This is a genomic window from [Borrelia] turdi (assembly GCF_008828755.2).
Taxonomy (GTDB): Bacteria; Spirochaetota; Spirochaetia; order Borreliales; family Borreliaceae; genus Borreliella; species Borreliella turdi.
Map to the genome: position 1 here is coordinate 648,412 of NZ_QBLM01000001.1, position 13,690 is coordinate 662,101.

14 protein-coding genes are annotated in these 13,690 nt (G+C 29.2%); 13 read left to right on the forward strand and 1 reads right to left on the reverse strand.

The features are described 5' to 3' along the window. The first annotated feature begins 6 nt into the window (after positions 1-6). Genes fliP through DB318_RS03100 form a run of 12 tightly spaced genes read left to right on the forward strand, consistent with a single transcriptional unit; the run spans position 7 to position 11,864 of the window. Complete coding sequence (gene fliP, locus DB318_RS03045; protein WP_151059944.1) at positions 7-771, forward strand: flagellar type III secretion system pore protein FliP; 765 nt, start codon at positions 7-9, stop codon at positions 769-771. 9 nt (positions 772-780) lie between these two features. Continuing rightward, a complete protein-coding gene (fliQ, locus tag DB318_RS03050; protein ID WP_038628195.1) occupies positions 781-1,044 on the forward strand; it encodes a flagellar biosynthesis protein FliQ in 264 nt (87 codons plus the stop codon). 34 nt (positions 1,045-1,078) lie between these two features. Next, on the forward strand, positions 1,079-1,867 hold the full coding sequence (gene fliR, locus DB318_RS03055; protein ID WP_151059943.1) for a flagellar biosynthetic protein FliR: 789 nt from the start codon (positions 1,079-1,081) through the stop codon (positions 1,865-1,867). Continuing rightward, positions 1,867-2,985: a flagellar biosynthesis protein FlhB gene (flhB, locus tag DB318_RS03060; RefSeq protein ID WP_151059942.1), complete on the forward strand. Its 1,119-nt coding sequence runs from the start codon at positions 1,867-1,869 to the stop codon at positions 2,983-2,985. The genes fliR and flhB overlap by 1 nt, the downstream gene beginning before the upstream one ends. Before the next feature lie 11 nt (positions 2,986-2,996). Further along, positions 2,997-5,087 (forward strand): flagellar biosynthesis protein FlhA, encoded by a 2,091-nt coding sequence (gene flhA, locus DB318_RS03065; protein ID WP_151059941.1) that lies wholly within the window; start codon positions 2,997-2,999, stop codon positions 5,085-5,087. Between the two features lie 4 nt (positions 5,088-5,091). Further along, positions 5,092-6,258 (forward strand): flagellar biosynthesis GTPase FlhF, encoded by a 1,167-nt coding sequence (gene flhF, locus DB318_RS03070; RefSeq protein WP_151059940.1) that lies wholly within the window; start codon positions 5,092-5,094, stop codon positions 6,256-6,258. 11 nt (positions 6,259-6,269) lie between these two features. Then, entirely contained in the window at positions 6,270-7,157 is an 888-nt protein-coding gene (locus tag DB318_RS03075) for a MinD/ParA family protein (RefSeq protein WP_151059939.1), read from the forward strand. Between the two features lie 9 nt (positions 7,158-7,166). Further along, positions 7,167-7,640, forward strand: coding sequence for a hypothetical protein (locus DB318_RS03080; RefSeq protein WP_151074279.1), 474 nt, complete (start codon positions 7,167-7,169; stop codon positions 7,638-7,640). 2 nt (positions 7,641-7,642) lie between these two features. Then, the gene (locus DB318_RS03085) at positions 7,643-9,547 is read left to right on the forward strand and encodes a FapA family protein (protein ID WP_151074280.1); all 1,905 of its coding nucleotides are present in this window, start codon (positions 7,643-7,645) and stop codon (positions 9,545-9,547) included. A 26-nt stretch (positions 9,548-9,573) separates the two neighbouring features. Beyond that, positions 9,574-9,876: a hypothetical protein gene (locus DB318_RS03090; protein WP_151059936.1), complete on the forward strand. Its 303-nt coding sequence runs from the start codon at positions 9,574-9,576 to the stop codon at positions 9,874-9,876. Positions 9,877-9,895: 19 nt separating this feature from the next. Then, the gene (locus DB318_RS03095) at positions 9,896-10,417 is read left to right on the forward strand and encodes a DUF6115 domain-containing protein (protein WP_151059935.1); all 522 of its coding nucleotides are present in this window, start codon (positions 9,896-9,898) and stop codon (positions 10,415-10,417) included. After that, a complete protein-coding gene (locus DB318_RS03100) occupies positions 10,395-11,864 on the forward strand; it encodes an Hsp70 family protein (protein WP_151059934.1) in 1,470 nt (489 codons plus the stop codon). The genes DB318_RS03095 and DB318_RS03100 overlap by 23 nt, the downstream gene beginning before the upstream one ends. A 20-nt stretch (positions 11,865-11,884) precedes the next feature. Here DB318_RS03100 and lepB read toward each other — a convergent pair whose 3' ends face one another. Beyond that, the gene (lepB, locus tag DB318_RS03105; protein WP_151073449.1) at positions 11,885-12,391 is read right to left on the reverse strand and encodes a signal peptidase I; all 507 of its coding nucleotides are present in this window, start codon (positions 12,389-12,391) and stop codon (positions 11,885-11,887) included. A gap of 61 nt (positions 12,392-12,452) precedes the next feature. Between lepB and DB318_RS03110 the strand changes: the two genes are divergently transcribed. Continuing rightward, positions 12,453-13,685, forward strand: coding sequence for a M23 family metallopeptidase (locus tag DB318_RS03110; RefSeq protein WP_151059932.1), 1,233 nt, complete (start codon positions 12,453-12,455; stop codon positions 13,683-13,685). The last annotated feature ends 5 nt before the right edge of the window (positions 13,686-13,690 follow it).

Consider the following 13,690-nt stretch of genomic DNA (forward strand, 5'->3'; position numbering starts at 1 on the left):
TTTATTTTGAGAAAGTGTTTTAATTTTTTTTTATTTTTTAGTGTAACAAGTTTGTCTTTTGCCCAAACAAAATCTTTGCAAGCTACTAAAGGTCTTAGTTTCCCGTTTTTAAATTTTGAAAATATTAGCAATTCAGAGATAGCTTTTTCTTTGCAACTTTTGATTCTGTTAACCATTATTACTCTTTCTCCAGCATTTTTAGTTTTAATGACTTCGTTTTTGCGAATATCTATAGTTTTGGATTTTATTAGGCGTGCTTTATCTCTTCAACAATCTCCTCCTACTCAGATAGTAATGGGATTGGCTTTATTTTTAACTATTTTTACTATGTGGCCAACTTTTAATGTTATATATAAGCAAGCTTATTTGCCCTTTAAAGAGTCAAAAATAAATTTTGATGAATTTTATAATAAAGGAATTGCTCCTCTTAGAATTTTTATGTACAAACAGATGTCTGATGGGCGTCATGAAGAGATTAGATTATTTATGAGTATTAGCAGTTATGATCGACCAAAAAATTTTAGCGAAGTGCCAACACACGTGTTAATTGCAGCTTTTATTTTGCATGAGCTTAAAGTAGCTTTTAAGATGGGAATTTTAATATTTTTACCTTTTATAGTTTTAGACATCATTGTTGCTTCTGTTTTAATGGCTATGGGCATGATAATGTTACCCCCTGTAATGATATCTTTACCTTTTAAGTTGATTCTTTTTGTAATGGTAGATGGCTGGACTTTAATTACTAGTGGTCTTATTAAAAGTTTTATGTAAGGGGATGTAATGACTGCAGGACACATTCTTTACTTAATTAGAATTTCTATTGAAAACATTATTATTTTATCAGCTCCAATGTTGATTATAGCTCTTATAGTTGGTCTTTTGATTTCAATTTTTCAAGCCATTACTTCAATTCAAGATCAAACTTTAAGTTTTATTCCAAAAATTATTGTTATACTTTTAACTATTGTGATTTTTGGTCCTTGGATTTTGAATAAGCTTATGCAGTTTACCTATATGATTTTTAATCAATTGCAAAATGTTTAATTTATGACTTAAAATGTATTATTTGGATGAAATTTTGAATTTGAATTTTTTAGTTTTAAAATCTTTTACAATTTTACCAGTGTTGGTTAGAATTTTTATGTTTTTAAAATTTTCTCCATTTTTTTCAACAATAAAAATTGGATATTTTAATTTTTTCTTTTCCTTAATTCTTTCTATAATTGTTGTTGAAAAGATTAAAATTATTTATCCTTTAGACAATATGTTTTCTTTTTCCCTAATTTTATTAGGAGAGGCTATTTTGGGCCTTATTCAGGCATTTTTTGTTAGTATAATTTTCAATGTTTTTCATTTAGTTGGATTTTTCTTTTCTAATCAAATTGGGCTTGCTTATGCAAATATTTTTGATGTTTTCTCAGAAGAAGATAGCATGATTATTTCTCAAATTTTTGCTTATTTATTTTTGCTTTTGTTCTTATCAAGCGATTTTTTACTTCGTTTTTTTGTGATTGGTATATATGATTCTGTTTTGAATATTAGGGTTGAGCATTTGGTTAATATTAGAAATTCAGAATTTATCAAGCTTTTACTTATGTCTTTTGGATTTCTTTTTGAAAAAGCTTTATTAATTTCGTTTCCAATATTGGCGTTGCTTTTACTTTTTTATCTGGTATTAGGAATACTCTCAAAATCATCACCCCAGATTAATTTATTAATAATTAGCTTTTCAACTTCGCTATTTTTAGGGTTGTTAATTTTATATATTGGATTTTCAAGTTTAGCAATATCTTCAAAAAAAGTGATTGAACTTTCCTTAGATTCTCTTGCTGGTTTTTTAAAATTGTTTTCTAGAGTTTTAAAATAATGATAAAAGATGAGCTTTTAATTAAAAGTTGGTATATTCCCCTTGATTTTTTTTCTGCAGATGATGAGGGAAGAACCGAATTACCTACTGATCAGAAAAAACAAAAAGCAAGAGAAGAAGGACGGGTATTAAAGTCCACTGAAATTAATACTGCTGTTAGTCTTTTGTTATTATTGTCATTGTTTTTTTTTATGCTTTCTTATTTTGCTTTAGATTTAGTAGCTGTTTTTAAAGAGCAGGCTAGCAAGCTTCCTGAAGTTATGAGTATTAGTGTTTATGCTATGGGTTTTGCATATATTAGATCCATTATGGGGTATGTCGTTTTATTTTTTTTTGCATCCTTAGCTGTTAATTTTTTTGTTAATATTATTCAAGTAGGCTTTTTTATTACTTTTAAATCTTTGGAGCCAAGGTGGGATAAAATTAGTTTTAATTTTTCCAGATGGGCAAAAAATTCTTTTTTTTCCTCAGGAGCTTTTTTCAATTTGTTTAAAAGTTTGTTAAAAGTTGTTATAATATGCTTGATATATTATTTTATTATAGAAAACAATATAGGCAAAATTTCTAAGCTTTCAGAGTATACTCTCCAGTCTGGGATTTCTATTGTGTTGGTGCTTGCCTATAAGATATGTTTTTTCTCAGTAATGTTTTTGGCAATTGTTGGAGTGTTTGATTATTTGTTTCAAAGGTCTCAGTATATCGAGAGCCTGAAAATGACAAAAGAAGAGGTAAAGCAGGAAAGAAAGGAAATGGAAGGTGATCCTTTACTTCGATCTAGAATAAAAGAGAGAATGAGGGTTGTTTTAAGCACTAATTTAAGAGTAGCCATTCCTCAAGCAGATGTGGTAATTACAAATCCAGAACATTTTGCAGTTGCTATTAAGTGGGATAGCGAAACGATGCTAGCTCCAAAGGTGCTTGCAAAAGGTCAAGATGAAATAGCTCTTACAATTAAAAAAATTGCAAGAGAAAATAATATTCCTTTAATGGAAAATAAGCTGCTTGCAAGAGCGCTTTATGCTAATGTTAATGTTAACGAAGAGATTCCAAGAGAATATTGGGAGGTTGTTTCAAAAATTCTTGTGAGAGTATATTCTATTACTAAAAAGTTTAATTAGAGGTTCTATTTTTGGATGCTACAAAAAATTCTATATTAGGATATTTAGGACTTAATAATAAGTCTGATTTAATAATTTCGATTGGGTTAATATTTATTGTTGCTGGATTTATCTTACCCCTTCCGGCGGTTATTTTAGATGTTTTGATTACGATTAATTTAGTAATAAGTCTTTTAATTATTTTAATTGTTCTTTATTCTAAGAGATCTCTAGATTTTTCTGTTTTTCCCACATTATTGCTTGTGATGACTATTTTTGGGCTTGTTCTTAATATTTCTTCTACGAGATTAATTTTAACTAAAGGTATAAATTTTGATGGGCAAATGATAAGAACATTTGGTACATTTGTTGTAGGTAGTTCTGGAACTCAAGGACTTGTTGTTGGATTTATAATATTTATAATAATTATTGCTGTTCAATTTATTGTAATTACCAAAGGAGCGACAAGGGTAGCTGAAGTTGCAGCTCGATTTGCTCTTGATGCGCTTCCCGGAAAGCAAATGGCTATTGATTCTGCTTATAGTTCTGGAAATTTGACAGAAGAAGAGGCTACAAGGCAAAAAAACGATTTACAATCTGAAGTCAATTTTTATGGCGCAATGGATGGAGCTTCTAAATTTGTATCAGGAAACGTTAAGGTTGGATTTTTAATAACTCTTATAAATATTCTTGGTGGTTTATTGGTAGGAATAACTTTACAAGGTCTTAACTTTAATGAAGCTCTTAATAATTATGTTTCATTAACAGTTGGCGATGGTCTTGTGTCTCAATTGCCGGCTCTTTTAATTTCAACGGCTACAGGCTTGATTGTTACCAGGTCAATTTCAAAAAATAGTTTTGGTGGCGAGATTTTTGAGCAATTCACAAATCATTTAGGAATTTATTGGATTGTTTCTGGGTTTTTGTTTTTTTTAGCTTTTCTTCCTGGATTTCCAACCTTAATTCTTATTTTTTTAAGTTTGCTGATTGCATTTTTAGCTTATTCTCTTTCAGGAATGAGGCGTAAAGAAGAAATTGCTGAAAAAATAAAACTAGAAGAAGAGCAAGCAGCAATTTATTCAGATAAAGATGTTGCGCCTGTTGTTCCTCTTGATCCATTGGCTCTTGAGATTGGGTATAATCTTGTTCCAATAGTTGATGATACAAAAACCTCTGAACTACTTGATCGTATTGTTAAGATAAGGCGCGAGATTGCATTTGAATTTGGAATAGTTGTTCCTAAGATTAGGATAGTTGACAATATGCGACTTCAGCCTAATACTTATTCTTTTAAACTAAGAGGAGTTGAAGTTGGGCGGGGTGAGATTAAGCTTGGTAAATTTTTAGTGATAAATGTTGGAATTGATTCTGGAATAGATGGGGATCTTGTTAAAGATCCTTCATTTGGACTTCCTTCTCTTTGGGTAAATGATGATGGGCGAGAAACCGCTGAAAAATTGGGATATACTGTTGTAGATCCCCCCTCGATTATTGCTACCCATATGACAGAGCTTATTAAAAGACATTCTTACGAAATTTTGACTCGTCAAGATGTTCAAAATACTCTTGATGTTTTTAAAAAAGATTATGGAGCTATTGTTGAAGAGGTTCTTAAGAATTTTTCAGTTGGCGAGATTCAAAGGGTTTTACAGGGACTTTTAAAAGAGCAGGTTTCAATTCGAAATTTGGTTACAATTTTTGAAACAATTGCAGATTTTACAAGTATCACTAAGGATATATTTTTCTTAATTGAAAAATGTAGACAATCAGTTGGAAGGCAAATAACTAGCGGGTATTTAGACTTAAATTCTGAGCTTAATGTAATAACTTTAAACCCTAGTTTTGAACAAATAATAATTGATTCTCGTGTAGAATCTAATCACGATCTTATAAGTTCAATTGATCCTAATTTAAAAGCTAAATTTATTTATGAACTTTTCAAAATTGTAAACGAGGTTCAAGCAGAAGGATTTTATCCAGTTGTTCTCTCAAGCGAATCGTCAAGACCTATAATAAAGGTGATAACAAGCAGGGAGATTCCAGAGCTTGTTGTTATGTCTGTTTTAGAGGTTCCCCAAAATATTAAAGTTAATGTTCTTAAAACAGTAGAGGTTGAAGAGTAGGATTATGGTTCAATATTTTACAGAGAAAGGTCCAACTTATAATGAAGTTATAGAAATAATTAAGAAAAAATATGGTAAGAATGCTAGGGTTATGACCTATAAAACTATTCCTCATGGAGGGATTTTAGGTTTATTTAGCAAAGATTGGGTTGAAGTTTCAGGTTATGTTAGATATGACATTGGTAATCAACAGATTAATGTTGAAGATGAAAAGCGAAAGATCCTTCAAAGCATTAAAAGAGAAGAAAATTCTTCAATTGAAGATGTTTTAAAAGAAGTTAAATCTCTTAAAACAGAACTTGCTAATAAAAAAGAAAATATTAATCATCCAACAATTACAAAAATTGAAGATATTTTAAGAGAAAATGATTTTTCTGAAAACTATATTAAAGACATTAATGAGTTTATTAAGAGAGAATTCAGCTTGTCAGATCTTGATGATTATGAGAGAGTTAGAGAGGACGTTGTTTTATATATTGCAAAAACAATTAAATGTTCTGGATCTATTATTGATGATCTTAAAAAAAGGGTTTTTATTTTGGTTGGTCCAACAGGTGTTGGAAAAACTACCACAATTGCAAAACTTGCAGCAATTTATGGTATTAATGGAGAATCTAAGAGTTTGAATATTAAGATTATTACTATTGATAATTATCGTATTGGGGCTAAAAAACAAATTCAAACGTATGGTGATATTATGGGGATTCCAGTTAGAGCAATTGAGTCTTTTAAGGATTTAAAAGATGAAATTACCGATTCAAAGGATTTCGATCTTATACTTGTTGATACAATTGGTAAAAGTCCTAAAGATTTTATGAAGCTTGCTGAGATGAAAGAGCTTCTTAATGCTTGTGGAAGAGATGCTGAATTTCATTTGGCTGTGAGCTCTACTACAAAAACATCAGATGTTAAAGAAATATTTCATCAATTCTCTCCTTTTAATTATAAAACTGTGATTTTTACCAAAGTGGATGAAACCACTTGTGTTGGAAATTTGATAAGTTTGATTTATGAAACTAAGAAAGTAGTTTCTTATGTTACAGATGGGCAAATTGTTCCTCATAATATTAGCGTTGCAGAACCACTTACTTTTATTAGAAGAATAAATGGTTACAGAATAAGCGATGATGCAGAGTTTATTAAGAAGATAAAAAGTAAATCTTATTATTAAGGAAAGTTATAATGGAAGATCAAGCTCAAAGTTTAAGAGATATGATGAGATTAAATGGTAAATTTAATTTCTCAGTTGATGAGAAAGTTCAAAACAGTAAAACAAGATTTATTGCTGTTAGTAGCGGTAAAGGCGGTGTTGGAAAAAGCAATATTGCAATTGGACTTGCTCTTAAATATTCTGAGCTTGGCAAAAAGGTATTAATACTTGATGCTGACATTGGAATGGCCAATGTTAATATTTTACTTGGAGTTATTCCTAAGTATAGTATATATCATATGATTGCTCAAAGTCGTGACATTAGAGAAGTTATAACAAAGACAGAGTACAATATTGATCTTTTAGCTGGCGCTTCTGGTACGATGGAGCTTTTAGATCTTTCTGATGTTGATGTTAATAAATTTATAAAAGAATTATTAAAAATATATGAATATGATATAGTTGTAATAGACACTAGTGCTGGGATTTCAAGGCAAGTTATTTCATTTTTGCTTTCTAGTGATGATGTTGTTATTGTTACTACTCCAGAGCCCACTTCTATTACCGATGCTTATGGAATAATAAAGGTTTTGTCTTATAAAATGGAAAATTTAAAAAATTTAAGACTTATTGTCAATAGAGTATCCAATGTTAGCGAGGCTAAGGGGGTTGCCAAAAAGGTTATAGATATTTCAGGACAATTTTTAAATTTAAATATTGATTATTTGGGGTATATTTACGAGGATCAAAACATTAGAAGCTCTGTTTTTAAGCAAAAGCCTTTTGTTTTAGTAAACCCAAACAGTAAAGCTAGTTATTGTCTTGATTCTATTGTTGCCACTCTTGAGGAGGTTTCTCTAGATGGTAGAAAAAGAAGGGGTGTTATAGGCTTTATATTAAGATTTTTTGGTGTGGAATAGGGCGGCATTATGTTTGTAAATAGGGAATTAAAGTATATTTTATTGGCTAGTGTTTTAGCATTTTTTATTTCAGTAGTTTTGGGTTTATTTTGTAGCTTACCATTTTTTACAATCTTGGTGAGATCTTTTTTTCAGTTTGCATTTTTTTTTGTTATTGGACTTTTAATTGAGTTTATCTATAAAAAATATTTATCGAATCTTTTTTATACAGAATTGTCTAGTGATATGGAAAATAAATCTCAAGATGATAAGAGGGTTTATAATAATTTTAACGAAAATCTTGATTTTCAAAATAAAAATTCTTTTTATGAGAACTCTCAAAATAACAGTAGTAGTGTGGATTTTATAGAAGAGGTCAAAAAGTATAAATTTGAGATTGAAGACATGAGCGAGAATAGTGGTAAAAAAATGTCATTTATTGAAGATAATGATCCAAAAGTTGTTGCAGATGCTATTAAAACTTTAATGAGCAAGAAGGAATGAATATGGAGGACAGGGCTATAAATTTTTCTGAACTTTGTGATAAGATGCGATCTTATTTGGAAAGAGAAAGTTATGTTGATTTGATGGAAATAGAAGCAGATACTCTTGAAGAAGCTTTAAATAATGCTTCTTTAGAGCTTTCAGTGCCTTATAAAGAATTAGACTATGAGATTTTATTAAAAGGTAGCAATGGCATATTGGGATATGGAAGAAAAAAATGGAAAATAGTTGCCTATAGGAATTCTTCTAGCAAGCCGAAAGTCTCTTTTGATTCGAAAAATGATTTAGGAGAAGAAAAAACGATTTCATCTGATGGTGAATTTTTTATAAGAAAATCTTCTAAAGGCGTATTTCTAAAGGTTATACCATCCAAGGGACAAGGAATTCCTATTAAGTATCAAGATGTTTTTTCTAAATTAGAATTACATGGCAATATTGAAAAGTTCAATAAAGACATTGTAAAAGGTATAGTTGAGAATGCTAGTGGATATTATGAAAAAATTGCTGATTTTGAATCAGACCCTTCTGAAAATGTCACTATGATGGTTCAAATATCAGAAAATTCAATGTCAGTTACTATTGAATTTACCGCGCCTGGAATTAATGGTGCTGAAATTTTTGCACAAGATATTTTCAATATCCTTAAAAAATATGGAGTAATAGATATTGCAATACTTAAGGATAAAGTGGCAAAATTTGTGGATTATCCTGTATATGGTGAGCCTATTGAACTTGCAAGGGGGCTAGAGCCAGTAAAGGGCAGGGATTCTTATATTGATTTTATTGTTGATGAAAACAATAGATTTGGTGAATATGAAGTTTCAAGCATAGGATTTAGGAATGTTGTTGAAGGTGAGGAGTTGGCTAGAATTATCCCTTTTGGGAAAGGTATAGATGGTTATACCGTTTTTGGTAAAGTGTTAAAATCAGAGAGCGGACAGGACATTAATTTTATTTTAGGTGAAAATACTTTTAGAGATGGTTATAAAATTCGTGCAAAATGCAATGGGTATATGTCTGTTTCAGATGGTGTGATATCTGTTCATAATATTTATTTAGTAAAGGGCGATGTTGGGCCTGCTACTGGAGATATAGTAAATAATGGAATGGTTCTTGTTCAAGGTAGTGTTTTAGATGGATACAATATTATGGCCAAAAGTGGAATAGAAGTGAAAGGATTAGTAGGTCGGTGCAATTTAAAAACAGATGGATCTATTATTTTACATAGCGGTGTGAATGGTAAGGGTGATTCTAAGATTTATGCACGGGGCAATATTAGGGCTAAGTTTTTAGAAAATGTTACTTTAAATTGTGGTGGGGAAGTTGAGGTTTTAAGAGGCATTGTAAATTCTTCAGTTTTTTCTAAAAAGAGAGTTCTTTGCATCGGCAAAAAATCAAAAATAGTTGGGTCTAATGTTTATGCTAAAGAAGAGGTTAGAGCTTATTCTATAGGTTCTGATAGAAGTTGTGAAACTTGCATTGATGTTGGTTATGATCCTGAAATTAAAAATTTACTAACCAGGTTTACTAGTCATCTTGAAAAGATTGAAAAGCGATTAGAGGTTTTAACCAAAGATATTGTTGCTTTAAAAAAGAGCATTGTGCTCATTACAGATAAGTCAGAGAAATCCTTAAAGATTGATAATTACAATGAATTTGTTAATGAGAGTAAAATTCTTAGAATGGAAATAAAAATGATAGAGGCTAAGCGAATTGATTTGCAAAATGAGCTTGAAAATACTAAGATAGAGGGGAAAGTTTCTGTTGAAAATATAGCTTGCTCAGGTGTTAAGCTTTATATTAAGAATGCTTTTTATGAGCTTTCAAAAGATTACAGCAATGTTACTTTTGTAGAAGATGATAATTATATTAAAGTTATGACCTATATTCCTTTTAAGTCTAGGTGAATGGTCTTTAATATAAGGATTTGAATATGGATACATTTGAAGTTTTTAAAATGTCTGTTGTTAGTTCTTTTAAGGCTAATCAACTTTTAAGCGAAGATAAAAAGCGCAAAAGATTACAAATTAATCAAAATGCTAGATTTAAATTTTTAAGAGATTATCATACTGATTCTGAGGTTAGTAATGTATGTTCAGTTAGTAAAGTTGAGGATAATTTTTTGCTTTCATTTCCAGTTAAAAAAAACAAGAATGAAGAGCAGGTAATGCTTGGTTTATATTCTGGTAAATTTGAAGATCCTAAAATTGGTAAAAATGTTAATATTAAGAGATAAAATTTTTTAGGACTTTTATATGTTTATTGTTTTTTATCTTATTTTAATTATATTTATTTTTATATATTTTCATGTGTATATTAATTTGAAAATAAAATCTAATATCATACTTAAGAAGTTTAAAAGTGAAGTGGATAAAACAATTATTGAAATTAATCAAGCTACGGATAGAAATATAAATATTATTGAAATAAAAATTGAAAGTTTAAATAGAATTATTAAAGAGGTTGATGAGCGAATTGAAATTCTTGATCAGAGATTATTAGGGTTTAACAGCAGTTCTATTCCTGGGAGTAGTTCTTCTAATTTTGGATCTAAGAATGATGGAATTTATAAAAGCAATTTGGATTATTCTATGCCTACTATTGAAAAGAATATAATAAAAGAAAGTTATAATGTTCGCAATCAGATTATTTTGCTCCATGAACAAGGTATGTCTTTTGAAGCTATTGCTAAAAAGTTTAAGTTAGATCTAGGTGAGGTTGAGTTAATTATTTCAATACATAGGGGAGGCATTCATGAAAAAATGGATAGGTATTGATCTTGGAACCACGAATACTGTAGCATCATATTTTGATGTTAGTTCTAAGATAATATTAAATGAAAGGGGTGAGCGAATGACCCCTTCTATTGTTTCTTTCTTAGATAAGGATGTTCTTGTTGGAAGTTCTGCTAAAAATCAAATATTAGTTAATCCTCAAAAAACATTCTATAATTTTAAGACCAATATAGGTTCTAATACTTTTTATAAAGTAGACGGTGAATTTTATAGAGCAGAATATATTTCAGCACATTTGCTTTCTAGTGTTAAAAAGAATGCTGAAAAATTTTTAGATGAAGAGATTGAAAATGCTGTAATAACAGTTCCTGCATATTTTTCTGAGATTCAAAGAAGAGGTGTTGTTGAAGCTGCAAATGTTGCTGGTTTGAATTGCAAAGCTATACTTAATGAACCAACTGCAGCTGCTATTGCTTATGCTTTTGAAAGACAGATTGATGGAATTTTTCTTATTTATGATCTTGGAGGCGGGACTTTTGATGTAACTCTTATGGAAAAACAAGGCGATACTTATACTGTTCTTTCAGTTAAAGGACAAAGCCGACTTGGAGGTAATGATTTTAATAAAGTCATCGAAAGTCATATTTTAAATAGCTTTAAAAATGAATATCCTGATTTTAATTTAGAAGATATTTTTCTTCTTGAACAGCTAAGAGAACGAATTGAAGAGGGTAAAAAAAATTTATCTGTTATGGAAGAGGTTGACATTGCTTTGCTTTTCATTGATGGTAATCATTTAAATTATAAACTTAAAAGGAATGAATTTAATTTAATGATAAGAGAATATGTTGATAAAACTATTCAATTGTCTATGGAATGTATTGCTGATTCTGGAGTTGATATTAATAGTGTTTCGAAGATCATACTTTCTGGCGGTTCAACAAGAATTCCTCTGATTCAAAAAGTTTTAAAGGAATCCTTTCCTTCTGTTTCGATTTTAGATGCCTTAAATCAAGATGAAGTTGTAGCTATTGGTGCGGGTATTCATGCTTTTAGCCTTTCTAGAAATGCTTCTGTTATTAAGTTTAAAGATGTGACTCCTTATTCTCTTGGACTTGAGATAAGGGATAATGAATTTTTTACTTTAATAGAGAGAAATACTCCATTACCGATTTCTAGGAGTAAGCTATTTACAACTACCAATGATTATCAAGATGAAATTGAGATTCATATACTTCAAGGTGAATATAAAAAAGCTTCTTTGAATTACTCTATAGGTAGGTTTTCCTTTGGCAATATTCAAAAAGCTTTAAAAGGAATTCCTAAAATAGAGGTACTCTTTACTTTAAATGAAAGTGGTATTTTGAGTGTTAATGCTAAAGATTTGGAGACAAATTCTTCTAATTTTATTGAAATAAAAATTACAAGCTCATCTGACGATGTAGCAAAAGAAAGCCTTTCAAATACTTTTACAAGCATTATTGATTAAGGGTTTAAGGGGATAATTTTTTAAAAGTAATAAATTATTTTCCCCAATATGTTGTCAATTTTTATGAATCCGTAATCTCTTGAGTCTAATGAAGTCTTTTTATTTTCTCCTATAACTAAATAGTGATTATCAGGAATTTTTTCAGTATTTTTTTTTAAAATGTTTTCATCTATTTTAAAGTTTAAGGAATTTATGCATATTTTATTTTTTTCTATTTGTTTAAATTTATCTCCTGGAATTGCAAAAATTTTTTTGATAGCAATTTTGTTAGTTATGGGATCTTTAATGAGTACCATTTCATTTTTTTTAGGGTTTTTCCATAATAAAAGGTATTTTTGGTGATTTTGGATTCTAAGTCCATATGCAAATTTATGACTTACAATCCAATTTTTTTCAAATATTGTTGGGACCATTGATTCTCCTTTTACTATATAAAATGACAAGAACAACTTTACTAAGCTTATTAAAAATAAAGAAGCGGCTAAAATTGATGCTAATTCGCACTTGTAAGCTTTAAATATTCTCATAACTTTTAAACTATGCTTGCATTAAAATGCAATTTTTTATTGTATAATGAAATAGCATATTATGATTATACCAAAAAAAAAACAAAGGGTAGGAAAACGTAAAAAAAATTTTTTATTCAATAGTAAAAAAAATGTTAATTTTGAATTAAAAGATTTTGCCAATATTAGAAATATTGGCAAAAGAAAAAAAAAAGTTTTTAAACTTGAAAATTTTTTTAAAAAAGTTTCTTTCTTTTTCCATAAGCTTAAAATACAAAATATTAATCATTATGAATATAAATATTATTATCATAGCTTGAGAGGGAAAGTTTTTGACATTTTTAGCGTAAAATTTGATTATAAGCTTGCTTTTAAGCTTAATGCAATAATCTTTATTTTTATATTAATATTTTATATTAATATTTTTTCTTACTACGGTTCATATATTTTTTTAAATAGACTCACTTTTCCCAAGGATTATTTTATTGATACATTTTTATATTATGGTGATCAAGATATAGCTCAAATTAGCAGTTATTTACTTGAATCTAATGTTTCTGCAAATACTCCTGAATTTAAAAAAAATTTTGTATTAAAGGTATTTGAACATAAAATTAAGCCTGGAGAAACGCTTTCTCATGTTGCAGCTAGATATCAAATAACTAGTGAAACTTTAATTTCTTTTAATGAAATTAAAGATGTAAGAAGTATTAAGCCAAATTCAGTTATTAAAGTTCCTAATATGAAAGGAATTGTTTATGTTGTTAAAAAAAATGACTCTATTTCGTCTATAGCTAGTGCTTATAACGTTCCCAAGGTGGATATTTTAGATTCTAATAATCTTGATAATGAAGTTTTGTTTTTAGGACAAAAATTGTTTATTCCTGGAGGAAGATTGCCTAAAGATTTTTTAAAAGAGGTATTAGGAGAAACTTTTATTTATCCTGTACAAGGCGTTATTACTTCAGGGTATGGTTATCGACCAGATCCGTTTACAAGAGTTATTAGTTTTCACAATGGAATAGATATTGCAAATTTAGCCAATACTCCCATTAAAGCCTCAAGAGAAGGCATTGTAGTAACTGTTGGATTTAATGCGGGAGGGTATGGGAAATATGTTGTTATTTCTCATAGTAATGGATTCCAAACTTTATATGCGCATTTAAATTCTTTTGCTGTTAAAGTTGGGGAAAAAGTTTCAAGGGGAGCGGTAATAGGCTATATGGGAAGTACTGGCTATAGTACAGGCAATCACTTGCATTTTACCATTTTTAAAAATGGTAAAACTGAAAATCCTATGAAATATTTAAGGTAAGTTTT

Bases quoted from the DNA above. Each gene is read 5' to 3' on its own strand.
- fliQ (WP_038628195.1), top strand. From the start codon at position 781: ATGACTGCAGGACACATTCTTTACTTAATTAGAATTTCTATTGAAAAC.
- flhB (WP_151059942.1), top strand. From the start codon at position 1,867: ATGATAAAAGATGAGCTTTTAATTAAAAGTTGGTATATTCCCCTTGAT.
- flhF (WP_151059940.1), top strand. From the start codon at position 5,092: ATGGTTCAATATTTTACAGAGAAAGGTCCAACTTATAATGAAGTTATA.
- DB318_RS03075 (WP_151059939.1), top strand. From the start codon at position 6,270: ATGGAAGATCAAGCTCAAAGTTTAAGAGATATGATGAGATTAAATGGT.
- DB318_RS03080 (WP_151074279.1), top strand. From the start codon at position 7,167: ATGTTTGTAAATAGGGAATTAAAGTATATTTTATTGGCTAGTGTTTTA.
- DB318_RS03085 (WP_151074280.1), top strand. From the start codon at position 7,643: ATGGAGGACAGGGCTATAAATTTTTCTGAACTTTGTGATAAGATGCGA.
- DB318_RS03090 (WP_151059936.1), top strand. From the start codon at position 9,574: ATGGATACATTTGAAGTTTTTAAAATGTCTGTTGTTAGTTCTTTTAAG.
- DB318_RS03095 (WP_151059935.1), top strand. From the start codon at position 9,896: ATGTTTATTGTTTTTTATCTTATTTTAATTATATTTATTTTTATATAT.
- DB318_RS03100 (WP_151059934.1), top strand. From the start codon at position 10,395: ATGAAAAAATGGATAGGTATTGATCTTGGAACCACGAATACTGTAGCA.
- lepB (WP_151073449.1), bottom strand. From the start codon at position 12,391: ATGAGAATATTTAAAGCTTACAAGTGCGAATTAGCATCAATTTTAGCC.
- DB318_RS03110 (WP_151059932.1), top strand. From the start codon at position 12,453: ATGATTATACCAAAAAAAAAACAAAGGGTAGGAAAACGTAAAAAAAAT.